At 70.0% G+C, this 22,125-nt stretch carries 20 protein-coding genes and 3 pseudogenes; 9 read left to right on the top strand and 14 right to left on the bottom strand.

The genetic code is table 11. The annotated features are described in order from the left end of the window. The first annotated feature begins 66 nt into the window (after positions 1 to 66). On the top strand, positions 67 to 276 hold the full coding sequence (locus tag AC07FT_RS11915; protein ID WP_479176037.1) for a hypothetical protein: 210 nt from the start codon (positions 67 to 69) through the stop codon (positions 274 to 276). Positions 277 to 356: 80 nt separating this feature from the next. Here AC07FT_RS11915 and AC07FT_RS11910 read toward each other — a convergent pair whose 3' ends face one another. Then, positions 357 to 1,082, bottom strand: coding sequence for a dienelactone hydrolase family protein (locus tag AC07FT_RS11910; RefSeq protein ID WP_479176035.1), 726 nt, complete (start codon positions 1,080 to 1,082; stop codon positions 357 to 359). Between the two features lie 514 nt (positions 1,083 to 1,596). On the opposite strand from AC07FT_RS11910, the pseudogene AC07FT_RS11905 reads away from it, so the two are divergent. Next, positions 1,597 to 1,800 (top strand): annotated as a pseudogene (locus AC07FT_RS11905) (GyrI-like domain-containing protein); the annotation flags it as partial. Beyond that, positions 1,778 to 2,035 (top strand): annotated as a pseudogene (locus AC07FT_RS11900) (TetR/AcrR family transcriptional regulator); the annotation flags it as partial. The pseudogenes AC07FT_RS11905 and AC07FT_RS11900, both read left to right, overlap by 23 nt. A gap of 29 nt (positions 2,036 to 2,064) precedes the next feature. Here the strand turns inward: AC07FT_RS11900 and AC07FT_RS11895 are convergent. The 8 genes from AC07FT_RS11895 to AC07FT_RS11860 form a co-directional block, all read right to left on the bottom strand. Next, positions 2,065 to 2,484 (bottom strand): RidA family protein, encoded by a 420-nt coding sequence (locus AC07FT_RS11895; RefSeq protein ID WP_479176034.1) that lies wholly within the window; start codon positions 2,482 to 2,484, stop codon positions 2,065 to 2,067. Positions 2,485 to 2,553: 69 nt separating this feature from the next. Further along, a complete protein-coding gene (locus AC07FT_RS11890; protein ID WP_479176032.1) occupies positions 2,554 to 3,990 on the bottom strand; it encodes a gamma-aminobutyraldehyde dehydrogenase in 1,437 nt (478 codons plus the stop codon). Beyond that, positions 3,987 to 5,642 (bottom strand): thiamine pyrophosphate-binding protein, encoded by a 1,656-nt coding sequence (locus AC07FT_RS11885; RefSeq protein WP_479176031.1) that lies wholly within the window; start codon positions 5,640 to 5,642, stop codon positions 3,987 to 3,989. The genes AC07FT_RS11890 and AC07FT_RS11885 overlap by 4 nt, the downstream gene beginning before the upstream one ends. A gap of 196 nt (positions 5,643 to 5,838) precedes the next feature. Continuing rightward, positions 5,839 to 7,170 (bottom strand): M20/M25/M40 family metallo-hydrolase, encoded by a 1,332-nt coding sequence (locus AC07FT_RS11880; protein ID WP_479176030.1) that lies wholly within the window; start codon positions 7,168 to 7,170, stop codon positions 5,839 to 5,841. Positions 7,171 to 7,181: 11 nt separating this feature from the next. Further along, positions 7,182 to 7,934: an amino acid ABC transporter ATP-binding protein gene (locus tag AC07FT_RS11875; protein WP_479176214.1), complete on the bottom strand. Its 753-nt coding sequence runs from the start codon at positions 7,932 to 7,934 to the stop codon at positions 7,182 to 7,184. Positions 7,935 to 7,942: 8 nt separating this feature from the next. Continuing rightward, positions 7,943 to 8,878, bottom strand: a complete 936-nt coding sequence (locus tag AC07FT_RS11870) for an amino acid ABC transporter permease (protein ID WP_479176029.1) — start codon at positions 8,876 to 8,878, stop codon at positions 7,943 to 7,945. Between the two features lie 4 nt (positions 8,879 to 8,882). After that, entirely contained in the window at positions 8,883 to 9,842 is a 960-nt protein-coding gene (locus AC07FT_RS11865) for an ABC transporter substrate-binding protein (RefSeq protein ID WP_479176027.1), read from the bottom strand. 147 nt (positions 9,843 to 9,989) lie between these two features. Further along, the gene (locus AC07FT_RS11860) at positions 9,990 to 10,985 is read right to left on the bottom strand and encodes a threonine ammonia-lyase (protein WP_479176025.1); all 996 of its coding nucleotides are present in this window, start codon (positions 10,983 to 10,985) and stop codon (positions 9,990 to 9,992) included. Positions 10,986 to 11,083: 98 nt separating this feature from the next. On the opposite strand from AC07FT_RS11860, the gene AC07FT_RS11855 reads away from it, so the two are divergent. Further along, entirely contained in the window at positions 11,084 to 11,992 is a 909-nt protein-coding gene (locus AC07FT_RS11855; RefSeq protein WP_479176023.1) for a LysR family transcriptional regulator, read from the top strand. Between the two features lie 86 nt (positions 11,993 to 12,078). Here AC07FT_RS11855 and AC07FT_RS11850 read toward each other — a convergent pair whose 3' ends face one another. Both AC07FT_RS11850 and AC07FT_RS11845 read right to left on the bottom strand, forming a co-directional pair. Continuing rightward, entirely contained in the window at positions 12,079 to 12,591 is a 513-nt protein-coding gene (locus AC07FT_RS11850; RefSeq protein WP_479176021.1) for an ATP-binding protein, read from the bottom strand. Positions 12,592 to 13,077: 486 nt separating this feature from the next. Next, positions 13,078 to 14,022 (bottom strand): LysR family transcriptional regulator, encoded by a 945-nt coding sequence (locus AC07FT_RS11845; protein ID WP_479176019.1) that lies wholly within the window; start codon positions 14,020 to 14,022, stop codon positions 13,078 to 13,080. Between the two features lie 89 nt (positions 14,023 to 14,111). Here AC07FT_RS11845 and AC07FT_RS11840 point away from each other — a divergent pair, with 89 nt between their 5' ends. From AC07FT_RS11840 to AC07FT_RS11825, 4 genes are all read left to right on the top strand, one after another. Continuing rightward, a complete protein-coding gene (locus AC07FT_RS11840; RefSeq protein WP_479176018.1) occupies positions 14,112 to 15,032 on the top strand; it encodes a zinc-binding dehydrogenase in 921 nt (306 codons plus the stop codon). Continuing rightward, positions 15,029 to 16,021, top strand: a complete 993-nt coding sequence (locus AC07FT_RS11835; protein ID WP_479176016.1) for an alpha/beta hydrolase family protein — start codon at positions 15,029 to 15,031, stop codon at positions 16,019 to 16,021. The genes AC07FT_RS11840 and AC07FT_RS11835 overlap by 4 nt, the downstream gene beginning before the upstream one ends. Further along, on the top strand, positions 16,018 to 16,764 hold the full coding sequence (locus AC07FT_RS11830) for an SDR family NAD(P)-dependent oxidoreductase (protein WP_479176014.1): 747 nt from the start codon (positions 16,018 to 16,020) through the stop codon (positions 16,762 to 16,764). Before AC07FT_RS11835 ends, AC07FT_RS11830 begins: the two co-directional genes overlap by 4 nt. A gap of 754 nt (positions 16,765 to 17,518) precedes the next feature. Beyond that, positions 17,519 to 17,962 carry a nuclear transport factor 2 family protein gene (locus tag AC07FT_RS11825; protein WP_479176012.1) on the top strand — a complete coding sequence of 148 codons (444 nt, stop codon included), beginning with the start codon at positions 17,519 to 17,521 and terminating at the stop codon, positions 17,960 to 17,962. Between the two features lie 388 nt (positions 17,963 to 18,350). Here AC07FT_RS11825 and AC07FT_RS11820 read toward each other — a convergent pair whose 3' ends face one another. Beyond that, positions 18,351 to 18,788: an STAS domain-containing protein gene (locus AC07FT_RS11820; protein ID WP_479176011.1), complete on the bottom strand. Its 438-nt coding sequence runs from the start codon at positions 18,786 to 18,788 to the stop codon at positions 18,351 to 18,353. Positions 18,789 to 18,915: 127 nt separating this feature from the next. Here AC07FT_RS11820 and AC07FT_RS11815 point away from each other — a divergent pair, with 127 nt between their 5' ends. Further along, positions 18,916 to 19,290 (top strand): helix-turn-helix transcriptional regulator, encoded by a 375-nt coding sequence (locus tag AC07FT_RS11815; RefSeq protein WP_479176009.1) that lies wholly within the window; start codon positions 18,916 to 18,918, stop codon positions 19,288 to 19,290. Positions 19,291 to 19,451: 161 nt separating this feature from the next. On the opposite strand, the pseudogene AC07FT_RS11810 reads toward AC07FT_RS11815, so the two are convergent. Together AC07FT_RS11810 and AC07FT_RS11805 are read right to left on the bottom strand one after the other, a co-directional pair. Beyond that, positions 19,452 to 20,919: pseudogene (locus AC07FT_RS11810) on the bottom strand (APC family permease); the annotation flags it as partial. A gap of 251 nt (positions 20,920 to 21,170) precedes the next feature. After that, on the bottom strand, positions 21,171 to 22,118 hold the full coding sequence (locus tag AC07FT_RS11805; protein WP_479176007.1) for a quinone oxidoreductase family protein: 948 nt from the start codon (positions 22,116 to 22,118) through the stop codon (positions 21,171 to 21,173). Positions 22,119 to 22,125 lie beyond the last annotated feature (7 nt).

The following is a 22,125-nucleotide window of genomic DNA, read 5'->3' as shown; positions in this document are numbered from 1 at the left end:
CTGGCTCCGTATGGTCCAGGTCGAGTGGGATCGGGCAACGTCCGCCGAGGTCCGCGACTTCGTGCCGTGGCTGCGTGGCATGACGAAGCCGCGGACGTCGGCGCGTACGCACTCGGCGGTGACCGCCGGATCGACCAACACGATCACGAAGGCCGTACCTGGACGACCGACCTCCACAAGCCGCGCACGATCCGGCACAGCGACACGGTGCGCCGCAGCTTCTACGAGTTGCACCTCCCCGGCCCCGGGCGGCAGGCCGACCCCGCCAGCCGCTGACCGGGGCGAGGGGGAGATCACCGAGCCGGTGGCGGTCGACGGGCCTGGTCCGCGGCCCGGAATCGCGGTTGTCGAGCAGATCACTCCGTTACGGTCAGGCACTCGGCGAGGAGGTCGACGACGTCGCGCCAGGCTCGCTGCGCGTGCCGTGGGTGGTAGCCAACGCCGGGGACCGCGGGGTGGTCGACCGGCGGGTGGTGGAAGGCGTGCAAGGCGCCGCCGTAGACCACGAGGCGCCAGTCGACGCCCGCGGCCTGCATCTCGGCGGTGAACGCGTCCCGTTGCGCGGGCGGCATGATCGGGTCTTCCGACCCGACCCCGGCCCATACCGGGCAGCGAATGCGCGCCGCCTCGCCTGGTCGGCCCGTGGTCAGCGCGTTGACTGTCCCGATCGCACGCAGGTTGACGCCGTCGCGCCCGAGTTCCAGCCCGACGGCGCCCCCGGTGCCGTAGCCGACGGCGGCGATCCGGTCGGGGTCGGTCCGCGGCTCGGCGCGCAACACGTCGAGCGCCGCATGACCGATGCCCCGCATCCGGTCGGGGCTGGCGAGCAGCGGCATGCAACGGGCCAGCATCTCCTCGGGGTCACCCAAATAGCGCCCGCCGTGAAGGTCGAAGGCCAGCGCTACGTATCCCAGCTCGGCGAGAGCATCGGCGCGGCGGCGCTCGACGTCGCTGAGCCCCATGCCCTCCGGCCCGAGCAGCACCGCGGGCCGGCGATCGACTCCGGCCGGGAGTGCGAGGTGCCCGACCATCGTCAGACCATCGGCCGGGTACTCGACCGTGCGCGTCGTCATCGTCGTCATGCGGCTGGACTGTAGTGATCGTCGAGTCCGGTCGGGCCGCTGTTCTGCCGCTGGCAGAACAGCGCGGGTGTTCCCCTGAAAGGCGGCGATGGATCATGATCCGACACCAACGCGGAACGTCGATCGCTGCCCTGGGTCTGCCGTCCACCGGCCGAGAACCGGTACCGGCCTCATCCCCACCTCCTCCCCCAACGCCGCGTATGTCGCGGAGCTGACCGCTCGGCATCCCGGAACCCGCATCATCGTTCTCCTTCCCGAGGCCGAGCCCGCGCACCTCTGGCAGCGTCCGCTGCAGAACCAGCGCGGTGACGTCGTGACCTGCCGACTGCGATTCCGGCTGCCGAGGACCTGAATCCATGTCCTTCGAGTGCGGGCTCAGCGCCCCGCGGTCAGCCCGTCGCCAAGCAGGTTTCCTCAGGCGGCGGGCTCAGCGCCCCGCGGTCAGCCCGTCGCCGAGCAGGTTTCCTCAGGCCCTGACCAGCGTCCTCCAGGCTGTCCGGCAGATCTGGCAGGGGAGCTGCCGTCCGTCGACCAGGCGGCGACGATCGTGCACCACGGCTCGATGGACACGGTACTGCCCACGGCCCAGGCCCTGGCCCGCTGGATCGACGCCAACGGCTACCAGTCGACCGGATACCCGCGGGAGATCAGCCTGGAGTGCCCGCCGAACCGGGGCCAGTGGGTGACTGAACTACAGGCACCAGTGGCCAAGCCCTGACCATCCAGGGCCGGCCGACCTCCTCGGCGGTCTCCCGGCCCTGGGCCCGAACGGCCTCGCCATGACCGAGGCCACACTGTCCGCCTTCGACGACATCGCCGACACCGTCCTGCGCACCGAGGAAACCGTCAGCGCCTACTTCATCGGCGCGATCAGACGCGAGATCGCGAACCTGCGGGCCGAGCGCGCCACGGGCCTGCCCAAGCACGACTGGCAGCGCGCCCACGGCCCACACCCGGCCACAGGGCCGACCCGCTGAAGCGCTCAGTCACCAGGCAGCGAGCCTCGGTTCGGCCGAGGGTTGCCGGGCCGCACGGCCAGAACGTCGATCTCGATGAGAGCTCCGGGGGCCAGGCCCGCGGTGACCGTGGTACGCGGGGGGAAGGGTGCCGCCAGGAAGCCGCGGTAGGCACCGTCCATGGCCTCGAAGTCGTCGTCACTGGCCAGGAAGACGCGGACCATCAGGACGTCCTGCCAGCCCGCGCACTCCGAAGCGAGGATGGCCTGTGCCTGTTCGAGTACACGCCGGGTCTGGCCGGCCACGTCGGCTGCGAGGAGCGTCCCGGTCAACGGATCGGTGGCCAGCTGTCCGCTGACCTGCAGGAAAGGGCCGATGCGGCGTCCTTGGCTGTAGGCGCCGACCGGTTCGGGGGCTGCGTTGGTGGCGATGGTGGTGAGAGGCATGTGTCTTTCCAGGGGGAGGAACATCCGCAGGGCCGGGAACAACCACGGGCGGCCTGGGAGGGGGACGGGTCAGACGGAGCGCACCGTGCTCATGACGTGCTTGACGCGCGTGTAGTCGTCCAGGCCGTGGGCCGAGAGGTCCTTCCCATGGCCGGAGTGCTTGAAGCCGCCGTGCGGCATCTCCGCTGCGAGAAGACCGTGGGTGTTGATCCAGACGGCTCCGAAATCCAGTTCTGCGGACATGCGCAGTGCCCGGGAGTGGTCACGGGTCCACACCGATGCCGCCAGTCCGTACGGCTGGTGGTTGGCGGCCTGGACGGCTTCGGTCTCACTGCCGAACCGTTGCACCGTCAGGACCGGGGCGAAGACCTCCTCCTGGACGATCTCATCATCCTGGCGCAACCCGGAGATCACTGTGGGGGCGAAGAAGAACCCGCGGTCACCGACACGGTGACCGCCCGTGTGGAGGGTGGCGTGGCCCGGAAGCCGTTCGAGGAGTCCCGTCACACGGTCCAGCTGGGTCTGGCTGTTGAGCGGCCCGAAGTCGAGGTCACCCTGGACCCGTGGGCCGGTGACGGACGCCTTGGCCCGGGTGACGAGGGCGTCCAGGAGTGCCCCGTGAATCGCCTCGTGAGCGATGATGCGGGAGGCGGCGGTGCAGTCCTGGCCGGCGTTGTAGAAACCTGCGGCGATGATGCCGTCGGCGGCTTCCTCGACGTCAGCGTCGTCGAAGACCACCACGGCCGCGTTGCCGCCGAGTTCGAGATGAGTCTGCTTGACCCCGTCCGCCGCGGCCCGGGCAACCTCGATGCCTGCCCGGGTCGAACCGGTGATGGCGACAAGCGCCGCACCGGGGTGTGCGACGAGGGCGCGCCCGCTGTCACGGTCACCCAGCACGACGTTGAGGACCCCCGGGGGCAGGAATGAAGCCGCCAGTTCCGCGAGCAGTACCGTTGTCGTGGGCGTGGACTCCGCGGGTTTGACCACAGTGGTGTTCCCGGCGGCGATCGCGGGGGCGACCTTCCATACGGCCATCATCAGCGGATAGTTCCACGGCGTGATCTGCGCGCAGACGCCCAACGGCTCGCGTCGTGTGAGTGAGGTGTGCCCTTCCGCGTACTCACCGGCAGCGGTGCCCTGGAGGACCCGGGCAGCCCCCGCGAAGAATCTGAGGTGGTCGGCGCACTGGGGAATCTCCTCCTCCAGGACGACACGCCGGGGCTTGCCGGTCTCTCGGCATTCGGCGTCGGCGAGCTGCTCGGCGTGCGTCTCCAGGGCCTCCGCCAGGCACAGCAGCGCCCGCTGGCGGTCCTTGGGCGTGCTGCGCCGCCACGAGGTGAACGCCGTCTGCGCGGCACGTACCGCCAGGTCGACGTCGGCGGCGGTGGACACCATGGCCAGCCCGGTCGCCTTGCCGGTGCTGGGGTCGATGAGGTGGCTCGTGGCGCCGACGCCGACGATTCTGCGGTTGTCCACGACGTTGGTCAGGACGGGCGGGGCGGTCATGCGTTCTCCAGGTGGGTGGGGGCGAACATGCGCAGCACGGCGGGGAGCACGACGACACGGGGTTCGCCCGAGGCGAGTGCGTCGGAGAGATCGGCCTCGAGACGCTCGGGTGTCGTCGTGAGTGCGGGGATGCCGAAGGACCGCGCGACGGCCGTGAAGTCCGGACGGGTCAGATCGGTGGCCGTTGACTGCCCGAAGGCGTCCATCATGTATGCGCGGAGGATGCCGTAGCCGCCGTCGTCGACGATCAGCCACGTCACGGGCAGGTTGTGCTGGCGGATGGTGGCGAGCTCGGCAAGGGAGTACATGGCTCCGCCGTCCCCGCTGACGGCGAGGACGGGCGCCCCGTCGCGGGCGGCGGCCGCGCCGATGGCGGCGGGCAGGCCGTAGCCGAGTCCTCCGGCGCCCTGTGCCGAGTGGAAGGCGCCGTCGCGCGGGTCGAACGCGGACCAGGCCCAGTAGCCGAGGATGGTCATGTCCCAGAAGCTGGGGGCATCGTCGAGCAGGGCGCTGCGTACGGCGGCCAGGACCTGCTGCTCGAGGTCGAGGTCCTGGGCATCGAGACGGGCGCGGACGCGGGCCAGCACTTCGGCCACCGCCTGCTGTGCCCGGGCAGGGGAATCGCGGCGGCTGACGGATGCGGCAAGCTGCTCCAGGGCGGTGCCCGCATCGGCGTGGATGCCCAGTGCGGGGTGATTCGATTCCAGCTTGCCCAGATCGGCCTCGACCTGAATGATCCGGCCGCGTGGGGCGAAGGTGTGGTAATTGCTGGACAGCTCACCAAGACCGGTACCCGCTGTCAGCAGGGCGTCGGCCTGTTCCAGGAACTCGGTGAGGTGACGGTCTTCGAGCCAGGATCCCAGGGACAGAGGATGTTCCAAGGGGAACGCGCCCTTGCCGCCGAACGTGGTCGCCACCGGTGCGTGAAGACGTTCGGCCAGCTCCCGCAGCACGCTCTGGGCTCCCGCACGAACCACTCCCCCGCCCGCGAGGATCACCGGGCGTGCGGCCGCGTCGAGGATGCGGGCCGCCTCTGAGACGAGTTCGGCGCGTGGGCGCAGTGGCAGCGGACGGACCACCAGATCCTCGACCGGCGGCAGTGTCACCGGGGCGAGCAGGATGTCCTGGGGGATCTCGACCCACACCGGGCCGTTGGGGGCCGTCGCTGCCTCCTGCCACGCCCGAGCGATCGCTGAGGGGATCTGGGAAGCAGAGCGCACGAGGTGAGCGGACTTCACCACACCGCGGGTGACGGCCTGCTGGTCGGGCAGTTCGTGCAGGAAACCGCGCCGGGCGCCGCCGAGGCCCGCGGAGGGAATCTGACTGCAGATCACGAGCACCGGCGCCGAGGCCGCCATGGCCTCTTGCAGCCCTGCGAGCGACGTCAGGGCCCCGGGTCCTGTGGACAGCAGCAGCGGGGTGACCTGCCCTGTGGTGCGGGCGTGTCCATCAGCTGCGAAGGCGGCGTTGTTCTCGACACGGCTGGAGATGAATCGCAGGCCGCTGCGGCTGAGCGCGTCGAAGAGCCCCAGGGCGTGCTGGCCCGGGATGCCGAAGACGGTGGAGGCGCCGAGGGCCTCCAGGGATTCGATGACGAGATCGCCACCGTTGCGGTGACGGCGGTCGGCTTGGCTGGGGAAGGACTCAATCATTGGCTGCCCGAGGGGTTGTGGGTGGTCAGCACGGTGGGGCCGGACGGCGGGGTGCTGAATGACGGAGCTGAGGTGGGTCGTGGCGACGGGGGCGTCGGCCGGGTGATGAGGAGCAGGGCCCTGCATCGTCCGAGCCGGGTGCCGGATGAGGGACCGGGGTCGGTCGGAGACCGGGGCACTGTGCTGCTCCGGGCTTTCAGTTGTCGGTGAGGAACCGGCACAGAGTGCGGGCTCCGAAGCGGAGACTTTCCACGGGAACGCGCTCATCAGCGCCGTGGAACATGGACGCGAAGTCGAACCCGGGAGGCAGCTGCAGCGGAGCGAAGCCGAAACCCTGAATGCCCAGCGGAGCGAAGGAGGCGTTGTCGGTCGAGGCGGCAGAGCAGTAGGGAATCACCGTTGCGGCGGGATCTTCGGCACGCAGAGCCCGGTGCATGGCGTCCACCAGTGCGCCGCCTGGGTCGGCCTCGGCCGAGGCGGTGAGGTCGATGACGTCCATCTCCAGTTCGGGACCGACCAGTTCCCTGACGGTGTGCAGGAACTCCTCGTGAAGTCCAGGGACGAACCGGCCGTCCACCAGCGCCTCCGCTTCGGACGGGATGACGTTGATGGTGTCTCCGGCCCGCAGCACGGTCGGATTGGCCACGTGCCGCAGGGAGGCGCCGATCAGCCCGGCGATGGGGGCGAGCGCGGTGCCCGCGAGGTCATCCTCGGTCACGTCGATCCCGGTCAGCTGCCGGAGTTCGTCCGTCATGCGGGTGGTGGTCGGGGTGAGCTCGAGGGGCCAGACGTGCCGGGCCAGCCGGGTCACGGCGTCAGCCAGGTGCGCGGTGGCGTTGTCCTCCGTGGGCAGCGATCCGTGGCCGCGTGTACCGCGGGCCCGCAGGCGCAGCCAGGCGACACCTTTGCGTGCGGTCTCGATGAGGTAGACGCGCCGGGCGGCTCCGGACAGGTCGATGGAGAAGCCACCGATCTCGCTGACCGCCTGGTCGCAATCGTCGAGGAGGTCGCGGTGATGGGTGGCCAGCCAGCGGGATCCGTAGTGGCCGCCGGCTTCCTCGTCCGGGAGGAACGCCAGGACCACGTCCCGGGCGGGCAGTTCACCGCTTCGGGCCAGCTGTCGTACGGCGGCAAGGATCATGGCGTTCATGTTCTTCATGTCGACGGCTCCTCGGCCCCACAGGCAGCCGTCCCGTATCTCACCGGAGAAGGGGTGGACGGACCAGTGGTGCGGGTCGGCGGGCACCACGTCGAGATGGCCGTGGACGAGCAGGGCCGGCCGTGCGCGGTCACGTCCGGGGATCCTGGCGACCACGCTGGTGCGGCGTGGGGCGGCTTCGAGGATGGTGCTGTCGATGCCTGCCTCGTCGAGCCGGTGGGCGACGAACTCGGCCGCCAGCCGTTCCCCCGGCCCGGTTCCGTCGAAGAAGTTGCTGGTGTCGATGCGGATCAGGTCCCGGCACAGCTCGACCACTTCGTCGAGGCCGTGCCGGTCCGGTACACCCTCGGCGGCGTCCGGCGTGGTCATGGGGCCGCCTCCTACAGAACCTGGGCGAGGAAGGCGCGGGTGCGCTCGTGCGCGGGTGTGGTCAGGACGTCCGTTGCGGTGCCGTGCTCGACGACGCAGCCGTCGTCGAGGAAGGTGACCTGGTCGGCGACCTCGCGGGCGAAGCCCATCTCGTGGGTCACCACCACCATGGTCATGCCGGATTCCGCGAGATCCCGCATGACGTGGAGCACCTCGCCGACGAGTTCGGGGTCGAGGGCGGAGGTCGGCTCGTCGAAGAGCATCAGTTTCGGCCGCATGGCCAGGGCACGGGCGATGGCGACCCGCTGCTGCTGGCCTCCCGACAGCTGTGAGGGGTAGTGGTTCTCCCGCCCCGCCATGCCGACGCGGGCGAGCAGGCCATGGGCGTCTTCCTCGGCCTCGGCCCGGGTACGCCCCAGGACGCGCTGGGGCGCCTCGGTGATGTTCTGCAGGGCGGTCATGTGCGGGAAGAGGTTGAACCGCTGGAAGACCATTCCGATGCCGCTGCGGCGCAGGGCGCTCTCCTTCTCGGAGAGTTCCTGTAGCCAGCCGTCGTGCCGGCGGTATCCGACGAGCTCACCGGCGACGTACAGCTGTCCGGAGTCGATGCTCTCCAGGTGGTTGATGCAGCGCAGGAAGGTGCTCTTGCCCGAACCACTCGGACCGATCAGGCAGGCGACTTCACCCTGTTCGACGGTGAAGTCGACCCCCTTGAGGATCTCGTTGTGGCCGAACGCCTTGTGCACGCTGACCGCTTTGACCATGGGGGTGTTCATCGTGACCTCCCGGTCGCCGAGGCTCCGGAGTCCTTGGGCAGTTGTCTCCTGCGGGCCGACCCGGACAGGGTGCCGCGGCCGTAGTGCCTCTCCAGCTGACGCTGCCCGAGGGTGAAGACCGCGGTCAGCACGAGATACCAGAGGGACGCGACCACCAACAGCGGGATGACCTTGTAGTTCTGGGAGTAGACCTGCTGGAGGTTGGTCATCAGGTCGTTGCCCGCGATGACCGAGACCAGCGACGTGGTCTTGAGCATGGTGATGACCTCGTTGCCCATGGGGGGCACGATCACCCGCATCGCCTGTGGCAGGACGATGCGGCGCATCGTCGTGGCCGGGCTCAGTCCCAGCGCGCCGGCCGCTTCGCGCTGGCCAGGGTCCACGGACTCGATGCCGCCGCGGACGATCTCCGCCGCGTAGGCGATCTCGTTGAGCCCGAGCGCCAGGATGGCGGCAGTGGTCGCCGAGACCAGACTGCTGGTCGGGGCCGAGTACGCGACGATGCCGGTGAAGGGAATGCCGATGGTGACGTTGGGGAAGAACGCTCCGATGAACCCCCAGAAGATGATCTGCACGAGGACCGGGGTACCGCGGAACAGGGCTGTGTAGGCGGTGGCTATGGTGCGCAGCACGTAGTTGTCGGACAGTGCCATCACGGCGATCAGCGTGCCGCCGACCACTCCGATCAGCATGCTCACCACCGTCAGGTAGAACGTCACCCAGACGCCCTGGACCGTGAGTTGGGCGAACAGGTAGGCGCCGACGGTATGCCATTCGACGTTGGGGTTGGTGGCAAAACTCCAGGCGATACCGGCGGCGCAGAGCGTCGCCAGGACGGCCGCGAAGGTTCGGCCCGGTCTCCGGAGCTTGCGGACGGGGAGGTCCACGTCGTGGAAGGCCGCGGGTACGGTGGTGGGCGGAACGTGGGTCATCGCCTCAGCCCCCTGCCTGATTCACGGACGGGGTCCGCACGGCGATGTGACCGACGCCGTAGGTGCCGAGAATCTCGCGATAGGTTCCGTCCTTCATCAGGCTGGCCAGCGCCTTCCGGACAGCTTCGCGCAGGGCCGACTGGTCCTTGGCCAGCCCGATGCCCATCGCTTGGGCGTCGTACCCGCTCGGCGCGGCCGGATCGGTCACGACCTCGACGGATCCGTCCTTCTCGGCGGAGTAGCGCAAGGCGGGCAGGTCACCGAGGACCGTGTCGGCCTTGCCGGTCTTCAAGGCGAGCAGGGCATCGGAGAACTGCGGGAAGGTCTTGATGACGACGGCCTTCCTGCCGCTCGTGGTGCAACTGCGGCTCTGCTTGGTGAGCAAGGCGATCTGCTGGGCCCCGGTCTGCGCGGCGGCTTGCGTGCCGCACAGGTCGGCCAGCTCCTTGATGCCTGCGGGATTGTCCTTGGCGACCATGACGGCGGAGCCGGACCGCGCGTAGTTGACGAAGTCGATGGTCTTCTCACGCTTCTTCGTGTCGAACAGACCGGCCATCAGCACGTCGTACTTCTTTGCCTGCAGACCCGGCAGAAGACCGTCGAAAGGCTGCTGGGAGAACACGAACGGCACACCCAGCCGCTGGCCCAGGGCGTGCCCGAGGTCGATCTCCAGCCCGGTGAGCTTGTTGGCCCCGGCGAACATCTCGAAGGGCGGGAAGGGGGCGTTGGTCGCGACCTTGATGCGGCCTGCCTTCCGATAGTCGGCCGGCACCATGGAGTACAGGGCCGGGTCGCGCTTGACCGGTTCCGTGGTCTTCGCCCCGCTCGCGGCCGCGGACGGCGACGAACCGGCGTCGTCAGGGTTGGCGCAGGCGGCGGGGGCCAGAGCGAGGCCTGCCGCCAGAGCGGCGTGGACGCACAGGCGAGTACGGCGCGGTGGCAGCGCACCACTGTGGGTGGACATGGTTTCTCCCTGGGGGCACGAGGAGGCGGTTCGGGAAGTGTGTGAGCGAAGCGGGGGTGAGGAACGGCTCGCGGAACCGGCGGGCCACCGGATGTGAGGCCGGGATGTCTCGGGCCGCGTCGGCGTGCGGGTCGTGGACGGACGAGGTCAGGTGGGTGGCTCCAGCGCGTCCGCGAGCGCGGTGAGCGTGATGTTGCGGCCGGAGACAATGGCCACCGCACGCCCGTGGAGGGGCACCTTGCTGGCCAGGAGGGCCGCGACTGCGGCCGCGCCGGACCCCTCGGCGACATAGCCCCGTTCGGTGACCAGATAGCGCACCGCCGCGCGGATCTCGGCCTCGGTGACCGTCACCGTGGCCGCCAGATGGCGTGCGATCAGGCCGGGCGTCACCGCGCCGGGTTCGATGTTTCCGGCCATGCCGTCGGCAAGGGTCTCCCCGATGGGCACGCTGACCTGTCGCCCCGCCCGCACGGCCGCGCTGACCGCCGTGGACACCTCGGCCTCCACACCCACCACCCGGACGCCGGGACGCGCCCGGGCCCACAGGCCCAGGCCCGAGGCCAGCCCGCCGCCGCCGATGCCGCACACCACCGTCAGCTCGCCGTCGAGCTGCGTGTCCAGTTCCCGGCCGATAGTCGACTGACCTGCGATGACGTACGGGTCGTTGTATGCGGAAAGGTAATGGGCACCGTGGTCAGCGAGGGCCAGGGCGTGCGCCTCGGCCTCGTCGAAGGAGCTTCCGGTCTGCACCAGGTCGATGCCGAAACGGCGCAGTACGGCCACTTTGGCGGGTGAGGCGTTCTCGGCGACGACGACGGTGGCCGGTCGGCCGAGGGCCCGAGCCGCGTAGGCGATGCCCAGGCCGTGGTTGCCGGCGGACGCCGTGACGACGCGGACGCCCTCGGGGAGGGCGGACAGCGAGGCGAGCGCTCCACGGACCTTGAAGGATCCCGTGGGTTGCAGGGACTCCAGCTTGAGGGCGAGCTCTGCGCCGGACGGACCGGGGGTGCCCAGGTCGACCGGTGTGGGAGGCAGGTGGGCGCTGACCGTCCGCCACGCCCGGTCCAGGTCTTCGGCCGTAGGCGGCCGGACCAGGCGCGGGGCCAGCTGCCCGGCCACGGCGTCGGAAGGTGTGGACGGCATGAGCCCTCCTGGGGTTCGACGGTGTGTCGAGCCACGTTCTCCCAGCGGCTGAGCATCGGACGATACCCACCTGCTTCGTCTGAGCGTATGATTTCCTTATGCTCGATCCTCGAAGACTGAGCCTGCTCCGGGACGTCGCCCGTACCGGGTCGATCGCCGGTGCCGCGGAGCGCGCGGGCTGCACCGCCTCGGCGGCCTCCCAGCAGCTGTCCACACTTGAGCAGGACCTGGGCATCGCTCTGCTGGAACGCTCGGCGCGGAGCGTGCGCCTGACCGAAGCCGGTCGTGTCCTGGTCGAACACGCCCACCGTGTCCTCGCGGAACTCGATGCCGCGGAGGAGGCCGTTCACGCCGTCTCCGGCCTGCGCGGCGGCAGGATGCGCGTCGCGGCCTTCGCCACCGCCGCGACCCCCCTGGTCGTGCCCGCTCTCATGGCCTTCCGGCAGCGGCACGCCGACGTCTCCCTGTTCTTCACCGAAGTCGAGCCCGAGGACGCGATCCCCGCGGTGGCCGCCGGAGAAATCGACCTGGCCGTCACACACCAGTACGAGCACCTGTCCCCGCCCGACCTGCGTGGGCTGCGACAGCTCCACCTCCACTGCGACCGGATCCTGCTCGCCGTCCCCCCACACCTGCGGCGTGCGGGCCAGACGACCGCACGGCTTCGCGACTACGCCGAAGCCACCTGGCTTTCGACCGTGCCGAGCGAGGGGTTCCAGGCAGTCACCGAACTCCTGTGCCGCGCTGAGGGCTTCGAACCGGACATCGCCTTCCGCTCCGACCACTACGAGATGCTGCTCGACATGGTGGCGGCCGACTTCGGCGTGGCCCTCGTCCCGGGGCTGGCAGCCGCGCCCCGGTCGAGCGTGACCTACCTGGACATCAGCGAGCCGACGGGAGCGGCCCGGAACATTCACATCACGACACGTGCCGCCGATTCCTCGCCGGCGACCCGGGCTCTGACGCAACTGCTCGTTCGTCGGCGCATGGCCGGCCGACGGACCTGATGTGTGCCGGGCCGGGATCCAGCCCGGTCACTCCGTGTGAGGTCGCCCAGGACGCGGAGGCCGGGCCGGGCGGACTCGGCGGGTGCTCATGCGCTCTTGCGAGCGGGCTGAACGGTCCCGGAGGGTCCGGCCGACGCCATAAGCCTCGCCCACACCGTCTTCCGGCCCGCGCTGAACCCACAGCCGTGGGCCTGAGCGAGCGCGCGGACGATGGCCAGGCCTCGCCCGGACTCGGCGCCGCTGTCGACGGAGTGATACACGGGGCGCCGGGGCTCTGCATCGCTGACCGCGATGATCACGTGGCCGGTTCGGAAGGTGAGCCGCATCTCCAGCGGACCACCGGCTCCCGCCGCGTGTTCTTCGGCATTGGCGACCAGCTCCGCGGCCACCAGCAGGGCGTCGTCGATGACGGCGTCGCTCAGGCCCCAGCACCGGAGGGTGTCATGAGCGTGTCGGCGAGCGGCGGTCACCGGCTGTACGGCCCCGGCGAGGCCGAGTCGGCTGGTCTGCGAGGCCGTGCCGTGAGCCGCGTGGGCCCGGTCGGCGGGCTGTCGGTCGACTCGGCTCGTCGGATGCGCTACGGGCTTGAGCAGGTGCATGGGGTATTCCTCGAATCAGCGGCCTCGGACCGGTGCCACGCTCGCCTGCGCGGAGAGAAGACGGCTGCTTCCAGGCTGCGCACGCCCCAGGCATCACCAGAAGGGGCATTTCCCGATGCGCTGCGTAAGCCGTCCTTATGCTCGCCGACCCGTCCCGCCGTGGATCGTCCGCACCCGGCTGTTGGCCACCTTGGCCGCGTCCGCAGACGACAGCGGTGCGATGGGCCCGACGCCGATACCTGCATGGTCATCAGTTTCACGCGTGTTGAAGCGAGTTGGAAGCGGCTGGGCCGGAAGCTACCGAAGACCTCGCGAAGCTTGGCGCCCCGCATACCGCCATGCAGTCGGCCGGGGATGTCGGCGTCGTTCTCGATGGCCGAGCCACCACCGACGACCCGCCCAGCTGACATGGGAAACCTGCCCCCGCATCGGCGGCCTCCCCGTCCCCGGGTGCTCGGGTACGGCCCCCGACCAGCTCCCCGGAGATCACCGCTCGTCCGAGCCGACCTCACTCGTGGGCGGTTCAGGCAGCCAGTCGCGGGTCGGGTCGTACTCCAGCCATCGGCTTCGCCCTGCTTCCGCCGCGCAGGCGGCGGCGAGGTCATGCAGCCTCAGGTGTTCATTCCCGGTGCACCACAGCAGCGACCAGGAGTACAGCGGCGTGGGATCGACCAGAGGGACGGAGCGCACTCCTGGGACCTGTGGCAGCGGCACATCAGCGGGCACCAGCGAGAACCCCCGCGAGCCGCCCGCCACCTCGGCCAGGAAGTGCTCGAGTCCCAGGTTGACGCTCATGGCGGTGTTCTGGATGCCGAACCGGTCGGCGAACCGGTGGAGGAAATCGAGCCGGTCCAGTGCGCCAGGTGTCCACAGCGTACTGTCGCGCAACTGATCGGGCCGCACCGCCGGTTCGGCTGCGAGCGGATGGTCCGCACTCAGTACGGCGTCCACTGGTTCGAGACGGACGAGGCGGTGCGCGAGTCCCCCAGGCAACGGGGGGTGGACTCGGCCGAAGGCGGCATCGATGTCGCCGCGCAGCAGGGCAGTCGTCACCGATGGCAGATCGCGGCCGTGCCCCAGCGTCAGTTCCCCGGCTCGTCCGGCGACCTGGGCGAGCGTCCGCATCGGCGCGTAGAGGTGTCCCCAGACGTCGATACGCAGCGGACGCTCCTTCCCGGAGACCGCCGCGACCGCGGCATCGGCGGCAGCCACGGTCTGCCGGGCAGGTAGGAGGAAACGCTGCCCGGCCTCGGTGAGGCGTACTCCGTTGCCGCCGCGCTGGAAGAGTGCGGCGCCGAGCAGGGACTCCAGGCGGGAGATCCTCTTGGACAGCGCCTGCTGGGAGATCGCGAGCGTCCCGGCCGCGCGGCCGAAGTGCAGTTCTTCGGCGGTGCGCACAAAGGCACGTACCTGCGCCACGTCGAGATCCATGGGCCCCACCATAGGTGACAACCAAAGGTTGTCGGTTGCGCTTGTTCGTTGTTGGCTCCCTGAGCGGCAAGGGAGGTTGCATCCTCTCCATGCAACGACTGATTCCCACCGGAGAAGCGGTGCGCCCGGTCGCCTTCGCCGAGGTCTCCCAGCCTGTGCCGGAGCCCGGCGAAGCACTGATCAAAGTCGAGGCGTTCGCCCCGAACCGGGGCGAGACATTCCTCCTCGAACGCCCACGACCGGGCCTGCTGCCCGGCAAAGACATCGCCGGGCTCGTCGTGCAGGCGGCAGCCGACGGCTCCGGCCCCGGCGTGGGCACCCGCGTCGTCGGACACCCTGCCCAGGGCGGCTGGGCCGAATACGCCACCGTGCCCACGCACTCGCTCGCGGTCCTTCCGGACAGCGTCGACAGCCCGCGGGCGGCAGCTCTGCCCCTGGCCGGGATCACAGCTCTGCGGCTGCTGCGTACGGCAGGCTCCCTGGCCGGCCGACGGGTGCTGCTGACCGGCGCCTCAGGCGGTGTCGGCCACTACGTCACCGAGCTGGCCGTGGGAGCCGGAGCGGCGGTGACCGCGGTGACCGCCACCCCGCCGCGCGGCGAGCGGCTCACGGCACTGGGCGCGCGGGTGGTGCACGACGTCGCGACGGCTGAGGGGCCGTTCGATGTCGTACTGGAGTCCACCGGCGGACCGGATCTGCCACTCGCCCTGTCCAAGGTACGGCCCGGGGGCCTGCTCATCTGGTTCGGCCAGGTGAGCCGCACCCCGGTGACCCTCGACTTCTTCGACCTCCTCGGCGGGCCCGAGCGCGTGACGATCCAGCACTTCCACTATGCCGGCGCCCCGTACGGCCGCGACCTCTCCGCACTGGTGGGGTTGGTGGCGCAGGACCGGTTGCACCCGGAGATCGGCCGCGTCGCAGGGTGGGAACAGACCGGCGCAACCCTGGTCGATCTCAGAGAACGCCGGATACGCGGCAAGGCTGTCCTGCTGACGGGAGAAGCACGATGAGCCCCACCGCGTTCACCGCCGCCCAGTGGACCCGTGCCACCGGCGCAGGCGTTGACCCTCACGAGTACCAGCGGATCACCCATGGCCTCCGATCCGTCGCCGACTGGGGCCCAGCCTTCTCCCGCGTCGGGCACAGCTACCTCCTGCACGCCAAGGAGGCAGGGTCGGCCCGCTCGGCGGGCGAACATCTACTGGTGGCGGCGCGGTGGTTCCACCTGGCCACCCTGGCGCCCTACGCGGAAGCGCATCGCGCCGCCGCCGAGGCGGATCACGCCCTGAGCAGAGCTCTCACCCTCCTGGAGCCCGGCGCGCGACGGGTGAGCGGTGAGGGATTCACCGGCTGGTTGCGTGGCCCCTCCGACGCACCAGGGACCGTGATCGTCGTCCCCGGCCTGGACTCGGCCAAGGAAGAGTTCCTCGACCTCGCGGCCGCGCTGCTGGCCCGAGGACTGTCGGTGTTCGCGATGGACGGTCCCGGTCAGGGCGTGCTCGCGGCCACCACCACCTTCGTGACGGACTACGAGCGGGTCGTGGGCCGGGCCATCGACGCCCTCGGCGCCTCGCGTGTCGGGCTCGTCGGTCTGAGTCTGGGCGGCCATTTCGCGGCCCGTGCCGCGGCGCTGGAACCGCGCGTGGCGGCCGTCGCCACCGTCAGCGGCCCCTTCCACCTCGACTGGGACGAACTACCGCAGCCAGTCAGGGACATCATGGCTCAGCGCGCGGGGGGACCCGACGCCGCCCGCGCGTTCGCACGGCATGTGGACCTCACTGCACTGGCGCCCCGCATCACGGCCCCGCTGCTGGTCGTGGACGGCGGCCAGGACGTCATCCCCGGCGTGACGAACGGCGAGTCCCTGGCCCGCCTGGCGCCACACGGCACCTACCTGTCCGTCCCCCACGGCGACCACCTCCTGGGAAACGCGCGGTCTGCCTGGCTGCCTCGTCTCAGCGACCATCTCACACACACCTTGAGGGGAACCCCAGCATGAACCGCTACACCGGAAAGACCGTCCTCGTCACCGGCGGCACCAGCGGCATGGGCCTCGCGACCGCCCATCGCCTCGTCGCCGAAGGCGCCCACGTCATCGTCACCGGCCGCAGCCGACCACGGCTGGACTCCGCCGTCGGCCAACTCGGCCCCCAGGCCTCGGGGCTCGTGGCCGACTCCGCCGACCTCGGCGCGCTGGACAGGCTGATGACGACCGTCCGGGAGCGTCACGGCCACCTGGACTGCCTCTTCATGAACGCCGGTACCGGTACCTTCCTGCCGTTCGAGAACATCACCGAGCCGGACTTCGACCACGGCGTCGACGTCAACGTCAAAGGTGTGTTCTTCACCATCCAAAAGGCGCTGCCCCTGCTGGCAGACGGAGGCTCGATCGTCATCAACGCCTCCTGGACCCTCCACCGGGGCAACAGCGTCCTGACCCTCTACTCGGCGACCAAAGCCGCCGTGCACAACCTGGCCCGAACCCTCGCCCCCGCATTCGCCCCGCGCGGGATCCGGGTCAACTCCGTCAGCCCCGGCTACATCGACACCCCGATGTACCCCGCTGCCGCGCTGACCCCGACCGAGGCAGCGGCGATCACCGGCCAGATCGTCGCCGGCCGCTTCGGACGCCCGGAAGAGGTGGCCGCGGCGGTGGCGTTCCTCGCCTCGGACGACGCCTCCTACATCAACGGCCAGGACCTCGTCATCGACGGTGGCCTGGTGGGTGCCATACCTGCGTGACGGTTGACCGAACCCAGCCGCGGTCTGACCGGCTTCCTCTGCACGGGCAGTGGTGGCGGGTCTCGCCGCACTCGATGACGGGAGCGGTATCCGCCCACCAGAGCCCTCGTCCGGCGGGTAGCCGACGCCGGTCGCCTCGCTGTCCCAGGCGTCGCACCGGCGGTCGGCTGGGCGCTGCCACACACGAGCGACGTGGCTCATGTCAGCAGGGAAAGTCCGGTGGAGGCAACGGCGCTTGTGGAGGCGTGCTCGCTGCGCAGGCCCATGTCGTGACGACACCCGACGAGCGTCTCTCCTCGTTGGTCTGGCAGCAGAGTGAGCGCTTGGGGGCGAAGGGGGAAGGGTGGCTGTTCCGGCTGGGGCGCACGGATGCGACTACTCGCGGTGCCAGTGACACCCGTCAGCGCTGACACGCCGCGCCGCTCGGCGGGCCGACTCCCCCGCGCACCAGGACACCACTCCTCGTCGTTCCCCACACGCCGTCGGTCAGAGGACCCATCCATCAGAAGAAGCTTCATGTCGCTGCGCGGGAAAGCGGTGACAAGAAGCTTCACCTGATGGGCGGTCAGGTGAAATCACGCCATGAGGATGTCTCGGGGCCATGTCGATCGCTGGACGGCCCTAGGTGTGCTGTCCGGAGAGGTTGGTGATCCGCGCGGATTACGTCCGAGGTAATCGTCGCGGCGTGCCCATACTGGCAGGGTTGGTGATCACTCCGCGTCGGAGGAAGCGGACCAGGACGGAGAGGTCGGCCATGTCCATAGCCACACCCACACACACGCGCACTGTGGTGGAAGAGTTGCTGCGCAGGATTGCCAAGGGCAACCCCGAGCACATCGCCGAGCTGTACGCCGAGGAGGGTGATTGGAAGCTCGACTGGCCGGAGGACGAGCACGGCCGTACTGCCACGCCGTGGATCCGTCACCGCTCCACCCGGGCCGACGCGGCCGCCCACTATCGCGAGCTCACCGAGAACCACGTGCCGGAGCATGTGGCGACTGAGGTCGAGCGCATCCTTATCGACGGAAGCGACGCGGTCGTGCTGGGCGAGATCCGTCAGACCGCCAGGCCCACCGGACGTGCCTACACGGCGCGGTTCGCTCTGCATCTCACCGTCACAGACGGCCTTGTCACCCGGCACCATGTCTACGAGGACAGCCTTGCCGTCGCGCAGGCATTCGAACCGAAGGATCAGTGAACGACCACCGGCCATTCGCGAAGAAGCTGCTCGCGGCCACTCGTTGATGGTCGCGACGAGGACGGTCGCCTCGTGTCGGACCGCGAGCGGTTGATCGCGCACTCGACCACCTGACGCTCACGGTAGTCGGCCGGGTCGAAATAGGGCGGCCGACCACCGCGGGAGCCGAGCTTCTGGCGGTTGCGCGCCTGGTCAGGCTTGTCCGGGATGGTGCAACGGATCCCGCGGCGGCGCAGATGGGCGAGGCTCCTGCGGGAGGCGTACGCCTTGTCAACGCGCACACGACGGGGGCGGACACATGGCCGGCCAGGCCCGATGCGGGGCAGGGCGGCGCAGGGGCCCGGTCGCGTTCGCATCCGCCCCGCCGCCCCTGCCGGGTTCTGCCGAATCACGCCGCAGGGGCGGGCATGGGCTGGGGCGGCACGGGCTTGGTTTCTCCGTCCGATCCGGTGAAGAGCGGAAGAGTACCGGTCAGCCCGAGGAGCCGCTCCACGGCCGGGCTGGTCGCCCGCAGGACGAGGCGCTTGGAAGTCCGCTGGGCGCGAAGACGCGCTCGCAGCAGGACATTGAGGGCGGAGCAATCACAGAAACCGACCCCCGCGAGATCCAGTTCCACGACTCCTGCACAGCGGTCCAATGCTTCGCTCAGCGCGTACTGCAGCGGTGGGCTGGTCTCAAGGTCGAGCTCACCGGCCACCGCCACCACGATGTGGTCACCGGAGGCGTCGACACTCAGCGTCAGCGGCTCCGGCCGCTGGAGTGGTCCGAAATCGGCGCCGCACTCAGGGCGAGGCCTCTCCCGAGGGAGAGTCGTGTGCTGACACATGGGTGCTCCCGGCGCATACAGGTGGTCCGCGCTTCCAGCATCACCTTACCTGGCTTTCACGTCAACTATTACACGAAATCTACTTCAGGCTTTTGAATGCGTGAATCGGCCGCCGTATCGTAGGGCCATGGATCGAGCACCGGAATCACGCACAACGTGGACGTTCCTCACCAACCACGCCCGCGTGCTAGCCGCGATCTTCGAGGATCACACCATCCGCGTCCGCGACATCGCCACCCGCTGCCAGCTCACGGAACGCGCCGTGCAAAAGATCATCACCGACCTCGAAGACGGTGGCTATCTCACCCACATCCGGCAAGGCCGGTCGAACGTCTACCGCATCCCCCCGGGCACGTTCCTACGCCATCCGGCAGACGCCGGTGCCACCGTCGCCGATCTGCTGTCCCTCTTGGCCCACCAGGAGACAACACACGCAGCCGCCTTCGAGGCCGAGGCACATGAGGAACACCACGGCCACCGGTCCGACAGTGGAGCACACTGACCGCTTGCCACCGCCTCCCTGGTGAGTCGGGCCCTGGTGAATCGGTCAAGCGGCGCCGTGCGGGCGCTGAGCCCGCGCACAAGGACACGGTTTCACGTCGCCGGGAGCCGGAAGCGCAGTCGGCAAATCACGGCGTCGGTTTCGCGGCGCAGTGCGTGCGCGACGACCAGGGAACGGTCCCGGCGCGGGGCGTCGGGGATACTGCCGAGGCCGAGGGCGTCGCCGATACTCTCGTACGCCCGGTTCACGCGCGAAGGCAAGGACGAGCAGCGGCAGGGCGATCATGATGAGCCAGGCGCCCTCGGTGAACTTGGTGGCCGTCACCACGACCGCGGCGACGCCCGTGAGCAGCGCACCGCATCCGTTGAGTGCGGCCTTCCCTCGCCAACCGGGTGTCCGTTGCCGGCGCCAGTGGCGGACCATACCGGTCTGGCAGAGGGTGAAGCCGACGAAGACGCCGATGGCGAAGAGCGGTACGAGGGTGTTGGTGTCGCCGCCGGAGACGATCAGCAGGGCGGCGGAGGCACCGGCGAGTGCGAGCACGCCGTGGCGGTGGACCTGTCGGTCGGCCTTGAGGCCGAACACATGGGGCATGTGGTTGTCCCGGGCGAGCAGGCCCATGAGGACGGGCAGGCCGCCGAAGGAGGTGTTGGCCGCCAGTGCGAGCAGCACCATGGTGGCGAACTGGACGACGTAGAAGGCCCAGTTGTGGCCGAGCGAGGCGTCCGCGAGCTGCGCGAGGACGGTGACGCCCTCGACCGGCTGGAGGTGAAAGCGTCCGATCAGCACCGACAGGCCGATGAGCATGGTGCCGAGCAGTGCGCCGAGGGCCACCTCGGTCCGCTGTGCGCGCCGGGCGGCCGGGGCGCGGAAGGACGGTACGGCGTTGGCGACGGCCTCGACGCCGGTCAGCGCCGAGCAGCCGGAGGCGAAGGCTTTCAGCAGAAGCAGCGCGCCGACCGTGGTCGCTCCGTGGCTGAGGGCGGACGCGTGTCCGTCGGCGGTGGCGGTGCTGACCGGCTCGGAACGGAACAGCCCGATGGCGATGATGGCGAAGACGCTGCCCACGAAGATCGCCGTGGGGACGATGAGGGCCCGTGCTGACTCCACGACGCCACGCAGATTGATCCCCGTGACCAGGGCCAGCACGGCCAGGCAGATCCACACCCGCTCGTCGTACAGCGCCGGGAAGGCCGAGGTGAGGGCCGCGACTCCGGCGGTCACCGAGACGGCCACATTGAGGACGTAGTCCAGGATCAGAGAGGCCGCGGCGACGAGCGAGGCTCTCCTGCCCAGATGTGCCCTGGCCACTCCGTACGCACCGCCGCCGTTCGGGAAGGCCGCGATCACCTGCCGGTACGAAGCGACGAGCACGGCCAGCAGCCCGGCGATCGCGAGGGTGACGGGCAGAGTGAAGCCGAGCCCGTGCGCGCCCGCGGCGGCCAGGACCAGGACGATCGCCTCCGGGCCGTACGCGACGGACGCCATCGCGTCCAGCGAGAGCGCCGCCAGGCCCTGTGTCGCGGTGAGCTTGTGCCGACCGCCGGGATCCGCAGCGGTATCAGGAGGCTCCTCGCCTGCCCTGTTGACGGCGTCGGCCGTGTTCTCTCCCTGGGAGACCGTCGGCATAGTGATCACACCTCCACGTCGGAAGCCCAGCTTCCGGGTGGGATCGCACCTCCACATGTCTCCTTGTCGCGTTCCTGGCACACCGTCCCCCGGTCTTGACGCTCCCCCGACGGCGTACGACGCCAAGAAGCCCAGACCCCTCTGGGATGGGTCGCTCGCGCGGCGCCGAGCGTCACGGCCGCGCCAACGCCGCCTGTCCGGGCGACGCCCGGGGCGCCGGGGCGCCGGGGCGCCGGGGAACGGTGCTCTGTTCAGGCGACGCGGAGGATGCTCTTGCCGTGCGTTGCGCCCTCGGCGAGGCGCTGCACGGCCGTGGCCAGCTCCTCGAGGGCGTACTCGGCGGTGATGTCCACGCGGACCTTGCCGTCGGCGACGAGGGCGAGTGCGTGGCGGGCACTCTCGGCGAGCCGCTCGGGGTGGGTCTGGCTGAGCAGGTGGCTGTTGTAGGTCAGAAGGGACTTGCCCTGCATGAGGAGGTCGTTGGCATCGGCGTGAACGGCTTCGTACGTGGCGAGGTAGCCGTAGGCCACCAGTCGGCCGTGTGCCGCGAGGTGCTCGAGGCCGGCGGTGCGGGTCGGGCCGCCGACCGGGTCGAGGATGACGTCGGGCTTCTCGTCGCCGAGCTTGGCCGGGAACTCCTCGCGGAACAGGACCTGGTCGTACCCGAACTGCGCGGCGTACTCGGCCCTGTCGGCGGTCCCGACCACACCGACGATCCGGTCCGCTCCGGCCAGTCGTGCGAACTGCGCGGCGAGCGTGCCGACCGAGCCCGCGGCGGCGTGGATCAGCACGGTTTCGCCGGGCCGCACCCGCGCGGTGGTGTTGATCAGGTCGTAGGCGGTCGATGATCCCCACCCGAGACCCGCGGCTGTCCTCAGCGGCATGTCGCCGGTGCCGAAGGTGAGCGTGGCGGGTGCCAGGACCACCTCGGCGTAGGCGCCTGAGGGGGTCAGCGCGGTGACGGCCTCACCGACACGGCGTGCGTCGACACCCTCGCCGACCGCGACGATGTGCCCGGACGCCTCGAACCCCGGCACGAAGGGACGCGGCACGGCGAAGCGACCTTCCCGGACCATGGTGTCGCCCCACTGGATCCCCGCGTAGGCCACACGGATGGCCACCTGGCCGGGGCCGGGAGTGGGCTCATCGAGTTCGGTGACGCGGTAGTGGTCATCGGTGTCGAGAACGACAGCCTTCATGGTTACA

Source organism: Streptomyces sp. NPDC045899, assembly GCF_056431485.1.
This window is presented reverse-complemented; position numbering and strand designations above follow the sequence as displayed.